At 72.3% G+C, this 19,194-nt stretch carries 13 protein-coding genes; 6 read left to right on the top strand and 7 right to left on the bottom strand.

Annotated elements, in window-relative coordinates; translation table 11 throughout:
• The first annotated feature begins 35 nt into the window (after positions 1-35).
• Together ABT403_RS00800 and ABT403_RS00795 are read left to right on the top strand one after the other, a co-directional pair.
• Positions 36-1,007, top strand: a complete 972-nt coding sequence (locus ABT403_RS00800; RefSeq protein WP_344167638.1) for a glycoside hydrolase family 6 protein — start codon at positions 36-38, stop codon at positions 1,005-1,007.
• Positions 1,008-1,115: 108 nt separating this feature from the next.
• Positions 1,116-2,558: an endo-1,4-beta-xylanase gene (locus tag ABT403_RS00795; RefSeq protein WP_344167641.1), complete on the top strand. Its 1,443-nt coding sequence runs from the start codon at positions 1,116-1,118 to the stop codon at positions 2,556-2,558.
• 48 nt (positions 2,559-2,606) lie between these two features.
• Here the strand turns inward: ABT403_RS00795 and ABT403_RS00790 are convergent, their stop codons facing one another.
• Both ABT403_RS00790 and araD read right to left on the bottom strand, forming a co-directional pair.
• Positions 2,607-5,081 carry a glycoside hydrolase family 9 protein gene (locus ABT403_RS00790; protein ID WP_344167644.1) on the bottom strand — a complete coding sequence of 825 codons (2,475 nt, stop codon included), beginning with the start codon at positions 5,079-5,081 and terminating at the stop codon, positions 2,607-2,609.
• 357 nt (positions 5,082-5,438) lie between these two features.
• On the bottom strand, positions 5,439-6,176 hold the full coding sequence (araD, locus tag ABT403_RS00785; protein WP_344167647.1) for an L-ribulose-5-phosphate 4-epimerase AraD: 738 nt from the start codon (positions 6,174-6,176) through the stop codon (positions 5,439-5,441).
• Positions 6,177-6,413: 237 nt separating this feature from the next.
• Between araD and ABT403_RS00780 the strand changes: the two genes are divergently transcribed.
• Positions 6,414-7,490 carry a LacI family DNA-binding transcriptional regulator gene (locus ABT403_RS00780; protein WP_425580317.1) on the top strand — a complete coding sequence of 359 codons (1,077 nt, stop codon included), beginning with the start codon at positions 6,414-6,416 and terminating at the stop codon, positions 7,488-7,490.
• Between the two features lie 89 nt (positions 7,491-7,579).
• On the opposite strand, the gene yjfF is transcribed toward ABT403_RS00780, so the two are convergent.
• The 4 genes from yjfF to ABT403_RS00760 form a co-directional block, all read right to left on the bottom strand.
• Positions 7,580-8,602 (bottom strand): galactofuranose ABC transporter, permease protein YjfF, encoded by a 1,023-nt coding sequence (yjfF, locus tag ABT403_RS00775; RefSeq protein WP_344167653.1) that lies wholly within the window; start codon positions 8,600-8,602, stop codon positions 7,580-7,582.
• Entirely contained in the window at positions 8,599-9,696 is a 1,098-nt protein-coding gene (locus ABT403_RS00770; RefSeq protein ID WP_344167656.1) for an ABC transporter permease, read from the bottom strand. The genes yjfF and ABT403_RS00770 overlap by 4 nt, the downstream gene beginning before the upstream one ends.
• Positions 9,693-11,255 (bottom strand): sugar ABC transporter ATP-binding protein, encoded by a 1,563-nt coding sequence (locus tag ABT403_RS00765; RefSeq protein ID WP_344167658.1) that lies wholly within the window; start codon positions 11,253-11,255, stop codon positions 9,693-9,695. The genes ABT403_RS00770 and ABT403_RS00765 overlap by 4 nt, the downstream gene beginning before the upstream one ends.
• Positions 11,256-11,376: 121 nt before the next feature.
• A complete protein-coding gene (locus tag ABT403_RS00760; RefSeq protein WP_344167661.1) occupies positions 11,377-12,387 on the bottom strand; it encodes an ABC transporter substrate-binding protein in 1,011 nt (336 codons plus the stop codon).
• Positions 12,388-12,602: 215 nt separating this feature from the next.
• Here ABT403_RS00760 and araB point away from each other — a divergent pair, with 215 nt between their 5' ends.
• The 3 genes from araB to ABT403_RS00745 all read left to right on the top strand — a co-directional run bounded on the left by araB (position 12,603) and on the right by ABT403_RS00745 (position 17,894).
• Entirely contained in the window at positions 12,603-14,297 is a 1,695-nt protein-coding gene (gene araB / locus ABT403_RS00755; protein ID WP_344167664.1) for a ribulokinase, read from the top strand.
• Between the two features lie 71 nt (positions 14,298-14,368).
• Positions 14,369-15,880: an L-arabinose isomerase gene (gene araA / locus ABT403_RS00750; RefSeq protein WP_344167667.1), complete on the top strand. Its 1,512-nt coding sequence runs from the start codon at positions 14,369-14,371 to the stop codon at positions 15,878-15,880.
• Positions 15,881-16,157: 277 nt separating this feature from the next.
• Entirely contained in the window at positions 16,158-17,894 is a 1,737-nt protein-coding gene (locus tag ABT403_RS00745; RefSeq protein ID WP_344167670.1) for a glycoside hydrolase family 6 protein, read from the top strand.
• Positions 17,895-18,008: 114 nt separating this feature from the next.
• On the opposite strand, the gene ABT403_RS00740 is transcribed toward ABT403_RS00745, so the two are convergent.
• Complete coding sequence (locus ABT403_RS00740; RefSeq protein ID WP_344168404.1) at positions 18,009-19,073, bottom strand: LacI family DNA-binding transcriptional regulator; 1,065 nt, start codon at positions 19,071-19,073, stop codon at positions 18,009-18,011.
• Positions 19,074-19,194 lie beyond the last annotated feature (121 nt).

Genomic DNA, 19,194 nt, shown 5'->3' with positions numbered 1-19,194 from the left:
GAAGCGCTTCCCCTTCCCCCCACCGGAGGACCCTCATGCGCACGTCCGTCCGAGCCGCATCCACCCTGCTGGCCGCAGTCCTCGCCGGCGGTCTCGCCCTGCTCCACGCCGGGCCGGCGTACGCGGCCGACCCGACCACCATGACCAGCGGCTTCTACACCGACCCCGACAACTCCGCCCTGCGGTGGACCGCCGCGAACCCCGGCGACGGCCGGGCCGCGGCGATCCGGACGTCCATCGCCAACACCCCGGCCGCCCGCTGGTTCGGCAACTGGAGCGGCGACGTCGCCGCGGCCGCCGGCTCCTACGCCGGCCGCGCGGACTCCGCCGACAAGCTGCCGATCCTGGTCGCCTACAACATCCCCGACCGGGACGTCTGCGCCGGCCAGTCCGGCGGCGGCGCCGGGAGCCGCGCCGCCTACGAGAGCTGGATCACCGCCTTCGCCGGCGGCATCGGCAGCCGCCCGGCCGTCGTCATCCTCGAACCCGACGCCCTGGGGCACGAGAGCTGCATGACGGCCGGCCAGATCGCCGAGCGCAACGCCATGCTCCGGTACGCGATCGCCCAGTTCAACGCCAAGGCGCCCAACACCTGGGTCTACCTCGACGCCGGGAACGCCGGCTGGATCGGCGCGGCGGCCATGGCCCGGCAGCTCGCCGCCGCCGGGGTCGGCGGGGCGCACGGCTTCGCGCTGAACGTCTCCAACTACTACACCACCGACCAGAACAGCTCCTACGGCGACGCCGTCAACTCGGCCCTGCGCTCCTACGGCTACACGAAGCCGTTCGTCATCGACACCAGCCGCAACGGCAACGGCTCCGACGGCCAGTGGTGCAACCCCGCCGGCCGCCGGACCGGTACGCCCAGCCGGCGCGGCGGCGGTGCCGAGATGCTGCTGTGGATCAAGATCCCCGGCGAGTCCGACGGCAACTGCGGCGTCGGGGCGGGCTCCTCGGCCGGGCAGTTCCTGCCGGAGGTCGCCTACAAGATGATCTACGGCTACTGAGCCCGCCCGCGGATCCACTCCGCCGCGCTCCGCTCCTCCCGTGCCCTTCCTTCCGTGCTCTTCCTTCCCTGCTCTTCCTTCCCTGCTCTCTGTCCTGGAGGCTCCTTCATGGGATCGAACGCCCTTCCCCCGCCCCTCGTCCGCCGGAAGACCCGGGGTCCGCGCGCGGCCCTGGCCGTCGCCGTCCTCGGTGCCGCCGCCGTGCTGGCGGCTCCGCCGGCCTCACAGGCCGCCGAGGGCACGCTCGGTGGCGCGGCGGCGCAGAGCGGCCGCTACTTCGGCGCCGCCATCGCCTCCGGCCGGCTCGGCGACGGCGCGTACACGTCGATCGCGGGCCGCGAGTTCAACTCGGTGACGCCCGAGAACGAGATGAAGCCCGACGCCACCGAGCCCCAGCAGGGCCGGTTCAGCTTCGCCGCAGGTGACCGCGTCTACAACTGGGCGGTGCAGAACGGCAAGCAGGTACGCGGGCACACCCTGGCCTGGCACTCCCAGCAGCCCGGCTGGATGCAGAACCTCGGCGGCGGCGCGCTGCGCCAGGCGATGGTCAACCACATCAACGGCGTGATGGCCCACTACAAGGGCAAGCTCGTCCAGTGGGACGTCGTGAACGAGGCCTTCGCCGACGGGAGTTCGGGCGCGCGCCGGGACTCCAACCTCCAGCGCACCGGCAACGACTGGATCGAGGTCGCCTTCCGCACCGCCCGAGCCGCCGACCCCGGCGCCAAGCTCTGCTACAACGACTACAACATCGAGAACTGGACCTGGGCCAAGACCCAGGCCGTGTACTCCATGGTCAAGGACTTCAAGCAGCGCGGTGTGCCGATCGACTGCGTCGGCTTCCAGTCCCACTTCAACAACGACAGCCCCTACGACGGCAACTTCCGCACCACCCTGCGGAGCTTCGCCGCCCTCGGCGTCGACGTGGCCGTCACCGAACTCGACGTCCAGGGCGCCCCGGCCACGACCTACGCCAACGTGGCCAACGACTGCCTGTCCGTCCCGCGCTGCCTCGGCATCACCGTCTGGGGTGTGCGCGACACCGACTCGTGGCGATCGGAGCAGTCGCCGCTGCTGTTCGACGGCAACGGCAACAAGAAGCCCGCCTACACCTCCGTACTGGGCGCGCTCAACGCCGGCTCCTCCACTCCGACCCCGACCCCCTCCCCCGGATCCGGTCCGGTCAGGGGTGTGGGTTCGGGCCGCTGCCTGGACGTGCCCGGTGGCGTGACCACCGACGGCACCCGGCTCAGCCTGTGGGACTGCAACAACCGCGCCAACCAGCAGTGGACCTACACCGCCGCGGGCGAGCTGCGGGTCTACGGTGACAAATGCCTGGACGCCGCCGGTACCGCCAACGGCGCCGCCGTCCAGATCTACTCCTGCTGGGGCGGCGACAACCAGAAATGGCGCCTGAACTCGGACGGATCCATCGTCGGAGTCCAGTCCGGCCTCTGCCTGGACGCCACCGGCAACGGCACCGCCAACGGCACCCTGATCCAGCTCTACTCCTGCTCGAACGCGAGCAACCAGCGCTGGACCCGCACCTGAGACCCGTCACGGCGAGGGTGGCGACACCCTCGCCGTGACGGTGGCCGTTCAGGAGCAGACCGCACCGCCCAGCGTGAAGCGCGCCGGGGGCGCGTTGGTACCCGAATACGTCGCCTGGAAGCCGAAGCTCGCACTGCCGCCGGGCTCCAGCGTGGCGTTCCACCCGGCGTCCCGGGCGGTGACCGTGCCGCCCGACTGGCTCACCGTGGCGTTCCAGGCGCTGCCGATCCGCTGGTCACCGGCGAAGCTCCAGCCGAGGGCCCACCCGGAGACCGTCGAAGTGCCGGTGTTGCGCAGGCTGACCGTCGCCGTGAACCCGTCGCCCCAGGCGTTGTCGATCCGGTACGCCACCGTGCAGGAGGCCGTCGCCGTGTCGTCGTCCGCCTCCGTCGCCGTGAACGTCGCCGACCGCACGCCGGGACCGCCGGCCGTGAACGTGGCGCTGCCCGGCAACGCGTCGGCGTCCTGGGCGGCCGAGACCGGAACCTGCCGCGCCGTCGCCCAGTCGGCCGGCGTGAACACCAGCGTCGCGGCCGCCGAGAGGTCCTGGTCGCCGGAGCTGCGGGCCACCGTCACCGTGACGTCCCGCGCGGGCGCCGCCGACAGCCGTACGCCCACCGGCGCCGAACCGCCCTCCGGGACCGTCACTGCGGCCGGCGTCACCTGGACCACGGGCACCGCCGGGACGCCGCGCCGCTCGGCGGCGAAGGCCGCCAGCCAGGCCAGCGACGCGTTCCAGTTGATCGCCACCTCGTTGGTCGAGTACGAGCCGATGTCGTCCACGTAGCAGGCCGCCGGGGCGCAGCCCTGGAGCTTCTCCCTGGCGACCGGGTCCTCCAGCCCCGCGTTCGGGCCGCCCGCGAAGGAGCCGGCCGGCGGGTGGGGCAGGGAGGCGTCGTTCTGGTGTGCCCAGAACCGGTGGTGCTGGTTCTCGGAGTGGCGTTCGCCGTAGCCGGTGACGTAGGAGAGGTCGAGCGCGTTGCGGCCGAGCAGGTAGTCCAGGGACTCCAGCGCTCCGGCCCGGTAGCGCTGTTGACCGGTGAGCTCGTACGCGACGGCCATCACCATCGCGTTGTTGGTGACGGAGCTGTTGGAGCCCCACGCGTACCCGGTGGCCGGCAGCGGCACCGGATAGCCCTGTCCGGCCATGGTGGAGAGGTGGCCGTCGGCGGCCGTGGTGAGCAGGCCGCGCAGCCGGGCGATGTCGTCGGCGGGCAGGCCCACCCCGGGGACGGTGGCGAGCGTGATGCGGCCGAGGGTGGCCGTGCCGCCCCACCAGAACCCGTCGACGGGCTTGGCGTGGTGCGGGGAGGAGGTGACCGCCTCCCGGTACTGCGGCTCCCCGGTGGTGGCCAGGAGCTCCGCGGCCGCCCAGTAGAACTCGTCGGAGACGTCGGCGTCCTCGTACGCGCCGCCACCGGTGTTGTCGCTCGCCGGGGCGTACACGTTCGGGTTGGCCCTGGCGGCCGTCCAGGCGCGGCGGGCCGCGTCGAGGCAGCGCGCGGCGAAGGCACTGTCGTACGGCGCGTACACCCGGGCGCACTGGGCGGCCGAGGCCGCCAGGTTCAGCGTCGCGGCGGTGGACGGCTTGTGCAGCTCGCGCTGCTCGGCGTCGAGTTCGGGCCGGGTCGGCAGGGCGGTCCACTGGGCGTCGTGCATCTTGTGGAAGGCCATCCCGGCCATCGGCTTCCCGGCCGGGACCTGCATCCGCAGCAGGAACTCCAGCTCCCAGCGCGCCTCGTCCAGCACGTCCGGCGTTCCGTTGCCGCGCTCCGGCACCCGCAGCGTCGCGTCGCCGAGCGCCGCGTCGCCGCCCGTACGGCGCGCCCGCTCGAAGGAGTTGACCATCTCCCAGACGGAGATGCCGCCGTTGACGACGTACTTGCCCTGGTCGCCCGCGTCGTACCAGCCGCCGCGCGCGTCGACGCGGTAGTCGCAGACCCCCGCCTGGCAGGGGACGTCGGTGTCGCCCTTGTTCGGGGCGATGCCCAGGTGCCCGGCGGGGCGGGCGTAGGCGCTGCCGCCGGCCAGGGCGGCGTCGATCGCGATGCCGCTGCGCTGCTGGTAGAAGAACGACATGCTGTCCGCGCGCAGTGCGTCGTACAGCGACGGGGAGATGTCGAAGGGGTGGCTGGTGCGGCCGTCGACGCCGAGGGTGTAGCCGGTGCCGGTTCCGGTGTACGCGCCGAAGTCGACCAGGTGCGTCGACTGGCCGGACGCCTGGTCCGCACCGCGCACGGTGGTGGAACCGGAGGCGACCACCGCGCCTGCGGCGTCGCGCAGTTGCCAGCCGAGCGGGGCGGTCGCGGTGCTGGCCACGGTGGCCCGCTTGGGGCCGTCGGGCAGGTAGCCGAGCTGGTTGACCCGGACGGGTGTGTCGGCGACGGCGGCCACGGGGGCGGCCGCTGCCGGAACGGTCAGGCCGGCCGTGAACGGTCCGCCGACGGCGAGCGCGAAGCCGGCGAGTACGGCGGCCGCGCGGCGGGGCACGCCGCGCGGGCGCGCGGGGGTGACAGGAGGCACGGTGGAGCCTTCCTAGACTGGGGTGTGGGAGCGCTCCCAATCAAAGCCAGCAGCCGGACGGGCCGTCAAGTGAACTCACACAGAGGGGAGTTGACGTGGCTGGTGCCGGGCGCGGGTAAACCCATGGCCGGTCGGCGCGGGCGCCGGAGCGCAGCCGGCCTCAAGGGCGGCCACCGTGGCACCGACCTCGCCGGACCCGACCGCCAGCCTGCGGGACCCCCGGCTCCGGGGCGGCCCGCAGGGTGCGGTGACCCGCCGGGCGTCCCGCCCCGGCCTTGCCGCGCCGCGCCGCTCTGAGGGGCGTCCGGAGGCCGGCGGGGGCAGCGCTGCTCTTACGGCGCGAGGCGGTGCCCGGCCTCAGCTTCCCTCGGTGCGGGGGGCGTTGCCGTAGTAGGCGTCCGGTCCGTGCTTGCGGGTGAAGTGCCGCTCCAGGAGGTGCCTCGGCGGCTCCGAGACGCCCCCGAGGCGGAACCCCAGTGCCAGCGTGTGCAGCGCCATCTCCGCCACGGCCTCGCAGACGACGGCGTTCTCCAGCGCGGCCTCTGCGGTGGCGCCCCAGGTGAAGGGGCCGTGCCGTGAGACGAGCGCGCCGGGAACCTCCTCGGCCCGGCGGGGGTCGGCGCCGAGCCGGGCGACGATCACCTGGCCGGTGTTGTACTCGTAGTCCTTGGCACACTGCTCGGCGGTGAGGTCCTCCGTCACGGGGACGGGCCCGTTGAAGGTGTCGGCGTGGGTGGTGCCGAGCATGGGGATGGGGCGGCGCGCCTGGGCGAAGGCGACGGCGTGCGCCGAGTGCGTGTGGGTGACGCCCCCGATGGAGGGGAACGCCCGGTAGAGGCACCGGTGGGTTTCGGCGTCGGTGGACGGCCTGAGGTGCCCGTCGACGACCCTCCCGTCCTCCAGCGCCACCACCACCAGGTCCTCCTCGGCGAGGTCGGCGTAGCGCACCCCGGACGGCTTGATGACGAAGACGCCGGCGTCCCGGTCCACTCCGCTGACGTTTCCCCAGGTGAGAGTGGCCAGCCCGGCCTCGGGGATCCGGAGGTTGGCCGCGAGGACCTCGCGACGGAGCTTCTGGAGATGGGTCTCGCTCACTGCGCTCTCACCGTCTTTCCGCCACTGGACCGATCGCGGGCCGAATCGGCACCACGGCTGCGCTGCGTGTGCTGCTGCTCGCTTGAGATTGTGAACGCTAACAAACGATAAGCTCAAGAGGTTACGAGGAGATTGCCACTCACACCCTGCCGAGAACGCGGCATAATGTGAGCGCCAACATCGATACCCCGCCGACCGCCTCCCGGCCGGTTCGGTACCTTGGGGGAAGGCCGCTCGATGAGGAAAGGAAGAGAGTTGACCCAGCTCCCGGACGTCTCACGAGCGCCCACGATGACGGACGTCGCGCGCGTCGCAGGCGTGTCCCATCAGACCGTTTCGCGGGTGCTCAGCGACCACCCGAACGTCAGCGCCAAGACCCGGGCCGCGGTGACTCAGGTCATCGAGCAGCTGGGCTACCGCCGCAACTCGGCCGCCCGGGCCCTGGCCACGCGCCGGACCCACACGCTGGGCGTCATCGCGGTGAACACCACCCTGCACGGGCCCGCCAGCACCGTGGCGGGGGTTCAGGAGGCGGCCCGCGACCGCGGCTACCTGACGTCCGCCGTCACGCTGCGGACGGCCACGCAGACGGCCCTCGCCGAAGCCATGCAGCACCTCGCCGGGTGGGGGGTGGAGGGGATCGTCGCCGTCACTCCGCAACGCGCCGCGGTGCGGGCCCTGGCGGCGCTGGAGGCGCCGTGCCCGGTGGTCACCGTGGAAGGCGGCCACACCCTGGCCCTGCCCGGCGTGTCGCTGGACCAGAACCTCGGCGCCCGCATGATCACGGAGCACCTCCTCGCCTCGGGCCACTCCACCGTGTGGCACGTCGCGGGCCCCTCCGACTGGCTGGAGAGCGAGGCCCGCACCCAGGGCTGGGAGGACGCCCTGCGGGACGCCGGAGCCGAGGTGCCGCCCCTGCTGCGCGGCGACTGGAGCCCCCTGTCGGGATACCAGGCCGGCCAGCAGCTCGCGGGGCGGGTCCGGGCGTCACGAGGAGGGGGAGCGGGTCTCACGGCGGTGTTCGTCGCCAACGACCAGATGGCCCTCGGTGTCCTGCGCGCCTTGCGGGAAGCCGGACTGCGCACGCCCGAGGACGTGGCGGTCGCCGGGTTCGACGACATCCCCGAGGCGGAGTTCTTCCCGCCCCCGCTGACGACGATCCGTCAGGACTTCGCCTCGCTCGGCCGCGACAGCATCGGACTGCTCCTGGACCACATCGAGGGCCGGGCCGACGAGCCGACGCACCTGGTGGTGGCGCCCGAGCTCATCGTGCGCGCCAGCACGGCCCGCAGGATCCCCCTCCCCGGCGAGTGACCCCCGGCCTCGTCCGCCGCCCGGCCCCTCCCGCGAGGAACCGGGCGGCGGACGAGGCCGACGCCGACCGGAACAGAGCCCCTATGGCGTCAGCCCGTGGTGGGTCGGCGGCCGCCCACCAGGCGTTGCAGCACGATGAACACGAGCAGCAGGGCGCCGATGACGATCCGGGTCCACCAGGAGCTGAGGGTGCCCTGGAAGGTGAGCAGCGTCTGGATCATGCCGAGGACCAGTACGCCGAGGGCGGTGCCCAGGACGAAGCCGGATCCTCCGGTCAGCAGCGTGCCGCCGATCACGGTGGCGGCGATCGCGTCGAGTTCCATGCCCAGGGCGTGGAGGGCGTAGCCGGAGAGCGTGTAGAAGGTCAGCAGCAGGCCGCCGAGCGCGGAGCACAGGCCGCTGACGCCGTACACGGCGATCTTGGTGGTGCCCGTCGGCAGGCCCATCAGGCGTGCGGAGGACTCGTTGCCGCCCAGCGCGTACACGTTGCGGCCGAAGCGCGTGTGGTGCAGGACGACGAAGGCGGCCGCCAGCACGGCCAGGGCGATCAGCACGGGGATCGAGACGAACAGTCCGCCCGGGCCGTAGAGCCTGGTCTGGGCGACTCCCGCGGTGACGGGATCGTTGATCGTGATGGATTCGGTGCTGATCGTGTAGCAGAGCCCCCTGGCGAGGAACATGCCGGCGAGGGTGACGATGAACGGCTGGATCTCGAAGGTGTGGATGATCCAGCCCATGAGCGCCCCGCTCCCGGCGCCGACCAGGAGGACCAGGGGAATGACGGCGGCCAGGGGCCAGCCGTGCGACTCGACCAGCCAGGCGGTGATCATGGTCGAGAGGGCCACCATGGAGCCGATGGACAGATCGATGCCCCCGGTGAGGATGACGAAGGTCGCGCCGACCGCGACGACCAGCAGGAATCCGTTGTCGATCAGCAGGTTCAGCACGACCTGCGCGGAGAGGAACCCGTCGTAGCGCACGGAGCCGACACCGAACATGACGACCAGCAGGGCCGCGGTGACGGCCAGGGGGATACGGGTCCGGGTGCGCGGCGAAACCGTCCCGGAGGGGCGGCCCGTTCGCGCGGCGGCCTTCACGGTGCCGGTACTCATGCGCGTACCTCCTGCTCCTGCGGGGTGGGGCCCGCCGGGGCGGGGGGTCGGGGAGTGGCCGCCCGGCGGCGTACGACCTTGGCCCGGAAGACCGGGGACTGCACGAGGCAGACGATGACGACGACGAAGGCCTTGAAGACGAGGGTGGTCTCGGGAGGGACCCCGAGGGTGTAGACGGTGGTGGAAAGGGTCTGGATGATCAGGGCGCCCAGGACCGTTCCGCCGAGGGAGAAGCGCCCTCCGGTCAGGGCGGTGCCGCCGACCACCACGGCGAGGATCGCGTCGAGCTCGATCCACAGGCCGGCGTTGTTGCCGTCGGCGCTGGAGACGTTCGAGCTGATCATCAGCCCGGCGACGGCGGCGCACAGGGCGCTGAAGACGTAGACCAGGGCGAGCAGACCGCCGGCCCGGATGCCCACCAGGCGGCTGGCGGTGGGATTGCCGCCGACGGACTCGATCAGCATGCCGAGGGCGCTGCGGCGGGTGACGAAGGCGGTGAGCGCGACGAGGACGGCCGCCAGCAGGACGGCGAACGGGAGGAGCAGCCAGTAGCCGCCCCCGATCATCTTGTAGGGGGCGCTGGTCACGGTGATGATCTGGCCGTCCGTGATCAGCTGGGCGACGCCGCGGCCCGCGACCATGAGGATCAGGGTGGCCACGATGGGCTGTACTCCCAGGCCCGACACCAGCAGTCCGTTGGCCAGGCCCAGGACGAGGGCGACCGCGAGCGCGAGGGCGACGGCGGTGAGCGTGGTGGCGACGCTGCCGGGACGCGCCGCGTGGGCGAGGTGTCCGCAGGCGAGCGCGCCGGCGATGGCGACGGTGGAACCCACCGAGAGGTCGATGCCCCGGGTGGCGATGACGAGGGTCATACCGAGCGCCACGAGGACGAGGGGCGCGCCGAAGCGCAGGATGTCGACGAGGCTGCCGTAGAGGTGGCCGTCGCGCACCCGGACCGAGAGGAAGTCGTGGTGGAACGCGAGGTTGCCGAGGAGCAGGGCGAGCAGGACGAGCGCGGGCCACAGCAGGCGGTGGCCGGCCGTTCGCCGCCCGGGGCCGCCGGCGGCCCCGGAGGTGGCGGGCTGGGGGGTCATGAGTCCGTTCCGGTGGCGATGGTCGTCAGGAGGCGTTCGGGGGTGATGGTGCCGTCGTTGGCCAGGGTGGCCACCATGCGGTGGTCGCGGAGGACGGCGATGCGGTGGCTCAGGCGCAGGACCTCTTCGAGTTCCGCCGAGACGAACAGCACGGCGGTGCCCTCGTCCGCCAGGCGGGCCACGAGTTTCTGGATCTCGGCCTTGGCCCCGATGTCGATGCCCCGGGTGGGTTCGTCGAGGATCAGGAACCGGGGCTCGGTGAGCAGCCAGCGCGCGAGGAGGACCTTCTGCTGGTTGCCTCCGCTGAGGTGGCGTACCTGTGCTTCGGGGTCGGTTGGGCGGATGTCCAGGGCCTCGATCCAGTGCCGCGCCAGTTCGTCCTGTTTCGCTCGAGTCAGCGGTCTGGTCCAGCCGCGGGCGGCCTGCAGGGCGAGGACGATGTTCTCGCGGACCGTGAGCTCGCCCACCAGCCCCTCCGACTTGCGGTTCTCGGAGCAGAAGGCGATGCCCCGGGCGATGGCGTGGCGGGGGCTGCGCAGGAGCACCTTCCTGCCCTCGATGCTCACCTCTCCGCCGTCCGCGCCGTCCGCGCCGAACAGCAGGCGGGCCGCCTCGGTGCGGCCGGAGCCCAGCAGGCCGGCCAGTCCGACGACCTCGCCGGGGTGGACGTCGAGGTCGTAGGGTTCGATCGAGCCCGTACGGGTCAGCCGTCGGGCGCGGAGGAACGGCTCGCGGGTCTCCGCCCGTTCGGCCCCTGCTTCGTGGGCACGGCCCGACAACTGGTCGAGGGTGGCCAGTTCGCCGCCGATCATGCGCTGGACCAGCGTCACCGGGGTGAGTTCGCCGATGGGGTACTCGCCTTCCAGCCGGCCGCCCCGCAGGACGGTGACGCGGTCACAGAGGTCGAACACCTGGTCCAGGAAGTGCGTGACGAACAGGATGGCCACACCCCGGTCCCGCAGGCGCCGCACCAGCCTGAAGAGCTGGGCCACCTCCTCGCGGTCCAGGCTGGAGGTGGGTTCGTCCAGCACGAGCACCTTCGCCGAGACGTCCACCGCCCGGACGATGGCGACCAGTTGCTGCACCGCCAGGGAGTGCGCGCCGAGCGGACGGGTGACGTCGAGGCCGAGCTCCAGTTCCGTCAGCAGCTCGGCCGCCCGCCGCCGCATCGCGGACCAGCGCAGGAGGCCGAACCGGCGCGGTTCGCGCCCGATGAGGATGTTCTCGGCGACCGAGAGGTTGGGGCAGAGGTTGACCTCCTGGTAGACGGTGCTGATTCCGGCCCGCTGCGCCTGGAGGGGGTCCGTGAACGAGTGGGGCCGGCCGTCGACGAGGACGGTGCCGCCGTCGGTGGGGTGGACACCGGTGAGCACCTTGATCAAGGTGGACTTCCCGGCGCCGTTCTCGCCCATCAGGGCGTGCACCTCGCCGGGGAAGAGCCGCAGGGCGACTCCGTCGAGGGCGAGAACGCCCGGGAACCGTTTGCGGATGCCGTGGGCTTCCAGGACCGGTCGCGGACCGCCGGTGCCCGTGGGCGGCGGGGTGGACGGAGATGTCATCCGCCCTCCTCTCGTGTGGGGGTGGAGCGGGCCCGGCCGCCGGGCCTCGCGGGCCGGCGGGACCGGGAGGGGACGGCCGGCCCGCCGGGACCGGGCGGCGGCGCGGCCGCCGTGGGTCGGGTCAGTACTTCCGGGACGGCAGCGCGGCCGCGGCCTGGTCCTGCGGGAACACGCCCTCCTGGGTCTCGACCCGGGCCGGCACGCTCTCGCCCGCGACGACCTTCTTGGCCAGTTCCATCAGCTGGTCACCGAGGAGCGGGTTGCACTCCACCACGACGTTGATCTTGCCCTCGGTCATCGCGGTGAAGGCGTCCTTGATCCCGTCCACCGAGATCACCTTGATGTCCGTACCGGGCTTCTTACCGGACTCCTCGATGGCCTGGATGGCGCCGAGGGCCATGTCGTCGTTGTGGGCGTAGAGGACGTCGATGTTCTTCTGGGACTTCAGGAACGCCTGCATGACCTCCTTGCCCTTGGCCCGCGTGAAGTCGCCCGACTGGGAGGCGACGATCCGGAACCTGCCGTCGGCCCGGATGGCCTCGGCGAAGCCGGCCTTGCGGTCGTTGGCGGGTGCGGAGCCCGTGGTGCCCTGGAGTTCGACGATGTCGACCGGGCCCTGCCGGTTGGCGTACGCGGCGGTCAGCCACTCCCCCGCGGCCTTGCCCTCCTTGACGAAGTCCGAGCCCAGGAAGGTCTTGTAGAGGGAGGTGTCCTTGGTGTCCACGGCGCGGTCGGTCAGGATGACCGGGATGCCCGCGTCCTTGGCCTCCTTCAGCACCGTGTCCCAGCCGGACTCCACGACCGGCGAGAAGGCGATCACGTCGACCTTCTGCTGGATGAACGTGCGGATCGCCTTGATCTGGTTCTCCTGCTTCTGCTGCGCGTCGGAGAACTTGAGTTCGATCCCGGCCTTCTTCGCCGCCTCCTGGACGGACTTCGTGTTGGCGGTGCGCCAGCCGCTCTCGGCTCCGACCTGGGCGAAGCCCATGGTGATCTTGCCTCCGGAGCCCGCCTTGGCCCCGGAGGCCGGGCCCGGCGCGGGAGCGGCGGCCGGGCCCTGGGTCGAGCAGGCGGTCAGCGCCGAGGAGGCGAGGAGTGCGGCGGTGAGGACGAGGACTGCTCTGCGAGCCATGACGGATGTCCTTTCGGGGAAGGGGAGCCGTCGCATTGTGAGCGCTAACAAGTGCGGTTCTCAACCCTCTTGCGCACGTTACCTCTCTGTTATCCCCGCCGGATGCGGCATCGAGTGACTCGTCGCGCGATCCGGGCGCACCCTCTTGCCCTCCGCATTGTTAGCGCTCACACTGCATGGGCGCCGACACCACCACTCCTTCGAAAGGCATTCAGTTGACGTCACCCCACCTCCGCACGCCCACCCCCCGTTCCGGCGAACCGGAGCAGTACACGGTCGGTGTCGACTTCGGCACCCTGTCGGGCCGCGCCGTGGTGGTGCGGATCCGCGACGGGCAGGAGCTGGCGGCGGCCGTCCACACCTACCGGCACGGCGTCATGGACCGGTACCTGCCGCACGGCGGTGCGCCCCTGCCTCCCGACTGGGCCCTGCAACACCCCGAGGACTGGCGGGACGTCCTGCGCCGCGCCGTCCCGGCGGCCGTGGCGGCGGCCGGAGTCGATCCGGCCGCCGTGATCGGCATCGCCACCGACTTCACCGCCTGCACCGTCCTGCCCACCCTGGCCGACGGGACCCCCCTCGCCGAGACGGAGCTCGCCGGACGGCCGCACGCGTGGCCCAAACTGTGGAAACACCACGCCGCCCAGCCGTACGCCGATCGCATCAACGAACTCGCCCACGCCCGCGGGGAGAAGTGGATCGCCCGCTACGGCGGACGGATCTCCGCGGAGTGGCAGTTCGCGAAGGCCCTCCAGGTCCTGGAGGAGGATCCGCTCGTGTACGACACCTGCGCGCGGTGGATCGAGGCCGCCGACTGGATCGTGTGGCAGCTCACCGGAACGGAATCCCGCAACGCCTGCACCGCCGGATACAAGGGCATCCACCAGGACGGCGCCTACCCGAGCGAGGAGTACCTGGCCGGGCTGAACCCCCGGTTCGCCGACTTCGCCCGTACCCGCCTCGCGTTCCCGCTCTCCGCGCTGGGCTCACGCGTGGGCCCGCTCAGCACCCGGGCGGCGGCCTGGACCGGGCTGCGCCCCGGGATCGCCGTGGCCGCAGGCAACGTCGACGCCCATGTCACCGCGGCCGCGGCCCGGGCCGTGGAGGACGGTCAGTTGCTCGCCATCATGGGCACCTCCACCTGCCACGTCGTGAACGCCCCCGTCCTCGCGGACGTCCCCGGCATCTGCGGCGTCGTGAACGGCGGGATCGTCGAGGGGGCCTACGGCTACGAGGCCGGGCAGAGCGCGGTCGGCGACGTCTTCGCCTGGGTGCTGGACCAGGGCGTCCCGCCGGACTACCTCGCCGAAGCGGCCGAGCGCGACGAGGACCTGCACACCCTGCTGAGCCGGAAGGCCGCCGGCCAGCCGGTCGGCGGCCACGGCCTGGTCGCCCTCGACTGGCTGGGCGGAAACCGCTCGGTCCTCGTCGACCACCACCTCTCCGGAGTCATCGTGGGCCTGACCCTCGCGACCCGCCCCGAGGACGTCTACCGGGCGCTGCTCGAAGCCACCGCGTTCGGCACCCGCGTCATCGTGGAGGCCCTGGAGACGGGCGGCGTACCGGTGCGCGAGTTCATCGTCGCGGGCGGACTGGCCAGGAACGAACTGCTGATGCAGATCTACTCCGACGTACTGCGCCGCCCCGTCTCACTCGCCGCGTCGGACCAGGCGCCCGCCCTCGGGGCGGCCATCCACGCCGCCGTGGCCGCCGGCGCGTACGCCGACGTACGCACGGCCGGCGCCGCCATGGGCCGCCGGCTCCCGGCCGTCTACACGCCGGACGCCTCCCGGGCCGATGCCTACGACGCCCTCTACGCCGAATACCGGCTCCTGCACGACCGCTTCGCCGCCGACGGCCAGCTGCACCGCCTGAGGCGCATCCGCGACACGACCCGCACGGCGAACTGATCCGCACCGCCGTCCGCCCTCCCCTCCCGCCCGGTTCGACGCGCCGCGGGACGTCACCTCCAGGAGTCCATGTGCCCAGCCTCACGTCTCCCGCCCAGGAAATCTGGTTCCTCACGGGCAGCCAGCACCTCTACGGGGAGGAGACGCTGAAACAGGTCGCCGAGCAGTCGCGGCAACTGGCCGCCGCGCTGGACGACACCTCCGGCATTCCCGCACGTGTCGTGTGGAAGCCGGTCCTCACCGACGCCGACGCCATCCGCCGCCTGTGCCTGGACGCGAACGCCGACGACCGGTGCACCGGGCTCATCGCCTGGATGCACACCTTCTCGCCGGCGAAGATGTGGATCGCCGGACTGGACGCGCTGCGCAAGCCGCTGCTGCACCTGCACACCCAGTCGAACGTGGCCCTGCCCTGGGACACCATCGACATGGACTTCATGAACCTCAACCAGGCCGCCCACGGAGACCGCGAGTTCGGGCACGTCCAGGCCCGCCTCGGGGTGCCCCGCAGGACCGTGGCCGGCCACGTCACGGACCCGGCGACGACCGCTCGGGTCGCCGTCTGGGCGCGGGCCGCCGCCGCACGCTCCGAACTGGCCTCCCTCAAGGTCGCCCGCTTCGGCGACAACATGCGCGACGTGGCCGTCACCGAGGGGGACAAGGTGGAGGCCCAGCTGCGCCTCGGCGTCTCCGTCAACACCTACGCCGTCAACGACCTGGTGCGGGTCGTCGACCACGCGCTGGAGAGCGAGGTGGCCTCGCTCGTGGCAGAGTACGCGGACCTGTACGACCTGGCGCCGGAGCTGCGACGGGGAGGCGAACGGCACGAGTCCCTGCGCTACGCGGCCCGCATCGAGGCCGGCCTGCGCACCTTCCTCGAAACGGGCGGCTTCCGGGCCTTCACCACCAACTTCGAGGACCTGGGCGGACTGCGCCAGCTGCCCGGCCTCGCGGTCCAGCGGCTCATGGCCCAGGGGTACGGCTTCGGAGGGGAGGGCGACTGGAAGGCCGCCGTCCTGCTGCGCGCCCTCAAGGCGGCCACCGCCGGCCTCCCCGGCGGCACCTCCTTCATGGAGGACTACACCTACGACCTGACACCGGGCAGCGAGCTCATCCTCGGCGCACACATGCTGGAAGTGTGCCCCACCCTCACGGCCGCCAGGCCCCGCTGCGAGATCCACCCCCTCGGCATCGGCGGACGCGAGGACCCGGTCCGGCTGGTGTTCGACGCCGCCCCCGGACCGGCCGTGGTCGTCGGGCTCGCCGACCTCGGCGACCGGTTCCGCCTGGTGGCCAACGACGTCGACGTCGTGGCACCCCCGCACCCGCTGCCCGCCCTGCCCGTCGCCCGCGCGGTCTGGCGGCCCCGCCCGGACCTGCGGACCTCCACCGAATCCTGGCTGACGGCCGGCGGCCCCCACCACACCGTCCTCAGCACCGCCCTGACCTCCGACCACCTCGACGACCTCGCGGAAATGCTCCGCCTGGAGCTCCTCCTCATCGAAGAGAGCACCACCCCCCGGCAGTTCCGGCGCGATCTGCGCTGGAACCAGGCCTACCACCGGCTGGCGATGGGGTTCTGAACCGGAGGGAGGAGTCGGGGATTCCCGGGCGAAAGCCTTTCGACCCTCCCCGTACCTTGACGCGGCTGGGCGCCGTCCGCACAGTGGGAGCGCTCCCACTGTTCATCCGTCGTGCACGGCCCGCCGTGCCACGGCCAGGACGGCGCTCCGCCCGCGGACCAGCGCGCTCAGGCCTGCCGCGGCCCGGTTCCGGCGTCCGTGCCCTCCCCGTACGACGGAACGCCAGCAGCGGCGCCGGGCCCCGCCTGCGCGCCCGACCTGAAAGGCACCCCGCGAAATGAGCCGCAGCATCCCCCGTACCGCGTTACTGGCGGCCCTCGGCCTCGTCACGGCCGCGGGCGCCACCGCCACCGTCTTCGGCGCCCCCGCCGGAGCCGCCACCGCCGGCTGCAAGGTCGAATACCGGATCACGAACCAGTGGAACACCGGGTTCGGTGCCGACGTGGTCGTCACCAACACCGGCGACCCCCTCGCCGCCTGGACCCTGGAGTGGACCTACGGATCCGGCCAGCAGGTCACCCAGGGCTGGAACGCCGCGATCACCCAGTCGGGAGCGGCCGTGACGGCCAAGAGCCTCTCGTACAACGGGGCGCTGTCCACCGGCGGTTCGACGTCCTTCGGGTTCAACGCCTCCCACAACGGCACGAACACCGTGCCCGCGACGTTCAAGCTGAACGGCGTCACCTGCAACGGCGCCACCGAACCGACCCAGCCCCCCACCACTCCCCCGACGACCCCGCCCACGACGCCTCCGCCCACGGGAGGCAAGGCGGACAACCCCTACGCCGGCGCCAGGGTGTACGTGAATCCCGAGTGGTCCGCCAAGGCGGCCGCCGAGCCGGGCGGCACGAGGGTGTCGAACCAGCCCACCGCCGTCTGGCTCGACCGCATCGCCCTCGTCACGGGCACCAGCGGCAAGATGGGCCTGCGCGACCACCTCGACGCGGCCCTGGCCCAGAAGGGCAGCGGCGAACTCGTCGTCCAGCTGGTGGTCTACGACCTGCCCGGACGCGACTGCTCCGCGCTCGCCTCCAACGGAGAACTGGGCCCGACCGAGATCGACAAGTACAAGACGCAGTTCATCGACCCGATCGCCGCGATCCTCTCCGACCCCAAGTACGCCGGACTGCGGATCGTCACCGCCGTCGAGATCGACTCGCTGCCGAACCTCGTCACCAACGTCTCGGGCCGTCCGACGGCCACCCCCGCCTGCGACGTGATGAAGGCCAACGGCAACTACATCAAGGGGGTCGGCTACGCGCTGAACAAGCTGGGCTCGATCCCCAACGTCTACAACTACGTGGACGCGGGCCACCACGGCTGGCTCGGCTGGGACGACAACTTCACCGCCTCCGCGGAGATGTTCAAGCAGGCCGCGACCGCCGAGGGCTCCACCCTCTCCAAGGTGCACGGCTTCATCGTGAACACGGCCAACTTCAGCGCGCTGAAGGAGGACAACTTCACCATCGACGACTCGGTGGGCGGCACCTCCGTGCGCCAGTCGAAGTGGGTCGACTGGAACCGCTACACCGACGAGCTGTCCTACGCCCAGGCCATGCGGGCCAAGGCGGTCTCGCTGGGCTTCGACGCCGGCGTCGGCATGCTCATCGACACCTCCCGCAACGGCTGGGGCGGCACGGCCCGCCCGACCGGCCCCGGCCCGACGACCAGCGTGGACTCCTACGTCAACGGCGGGCGCTACGACCGGCGCATCCACCTCGGCAACTGGTGCAACCAGGCGGGAGCCGGGCTGGGCGAACGACCGCAGGCGGCACCGGCCGCCGGCATCGACGCCTACGTCTGGATGAAGCCGCCGGGCGAGTCGGACGGGGCGAGCAAGGAGATCCCGAACAACGAGGGCAAGGGCTTCGACCGGATGTGCGACCCCACCTACACGGGCAACGTCCGCAACGGCAACAGCATGTCGGGCGCGCTCCCGGACGCACCGCTCGCCGGACAGTGGTTCTCCGCCCAGTTCCGGGAACTCATGAAGAACGCCCACCCGGCCCTGTGACGGACCGCACCTGAGGGACCCGGAGCCGTACGGAGCCACCCGGGTCCCGTACGGCTCCGGCGCGCACGCGCTCGGGCCCCGGCGGCGCCCGGAACCGGCGCGCGCCCCCGCCGCTCAGGAGGAATCCCGCACGACCAGCTCCGTGGGAAGGACCCGCCGATGCTCCTCCCCCGCCGCCGAACCGGCTCCGGGCCCCTCGGTGATCTTCCGCAGGAGCAGCCGGGTCATCGTGCGGCCCATCTCCTCGATGGGCTGGCGCACGCTCGTCAGGGGCGGGTCCATCAGGCGCGCCACCACCGAGTCGTCGACGCCGACGAGGGCCACGTCCTCGGGGACCCGCCGGCCGGCCTCGCGCAGCACCCCGCGCGCTCCGGCCGCCATCACGTCGGAGGCGGCGAAGACCGCGTCCAGCCCGGGGGCACGCTCCAGCAGGGCGCGCATCGCCAGCCTGCCGCCCTCCTCGGTGAAGTCCGCGGTCGCCACGAGCGACTCCTCGGGGGCGATCCCCGCCTCGGTGAGGCCCGCGCGGTAGCCGCCGAGGCGGGCGCGGGCCACGTACATGTCGAGCGGGCCGCTGATGGTCGCGATCCGGCCGCGGGCCCGGCCCACCAGGTGGGCGACGGCGGCGCGGCCGGCGCCGACGTTGTCGGAGTCCACGTAGTCGACCGGTTCGGCCTCGGAGCGCCGTCCGTTCATGACGACCGGCAGGCCCAGTCGCACCATCCGGTCGGGCAGGGGGTCGTCCCCGTGGACGGATGCCAGCAGTACGCCGTCGACCCGCTGGGCGGCCAGATAGTGTTCGAACCGCCGCCGCTCGGCCTCGGTCCGGACCAGGGTGAGCAGCAACTGCTTGTCCGCCTGGGCGAGTTCGGCGCTGACCCCGCGGATCAGGTCCAGGAAGTACGGCTCCGAGAACACCCGGGCCTCGGTCTCCGGGATGACCAGGGCGACCGCGTCGGTCCGGCTGCCGGCCAGCGCCCTGGCCGCCTGGTTGGGTACGTACCCGAGCTCGGCGACCGCGCGGGCGACGGCTTCCCTCGCCTGCTCGCTCACCCTCGGCGAACCGTTGATGACCCGGGACACCGTGCCCCGGCCGACGCCGGCCAGGGCCGCGACCTCTTCCAGGGTGGGCCTGCCGTTCCGCTGTCCGCTCACGCCTCTCGAACTCCCCTCGCGCATCGCACGACGCGTCGGCCCCGATCCGGTGGATCCGGCGAGCACCATGGACCCCGCCGCGTCGCGCGGCACACCTTACGCCGAAGAGCGCTGTGGGAGCGTTGGGAGCGCTCCCACACTACCC

It is taken from the genome of Streptomyces sp. NPDC000075, assembly GCF_040301925.1.
GTDB classification, from domain to species: Bacteria; Actinomycetota; Actinomycetes; order Streptomycetales; family Streptomycetaceae; genus Streptomyces; species Streptomyces polychromogenes.
Note: the sequence above shows the minus strand (reverse complement) of the source record. Positions and strands in the feature narration are given on the sequence as shown.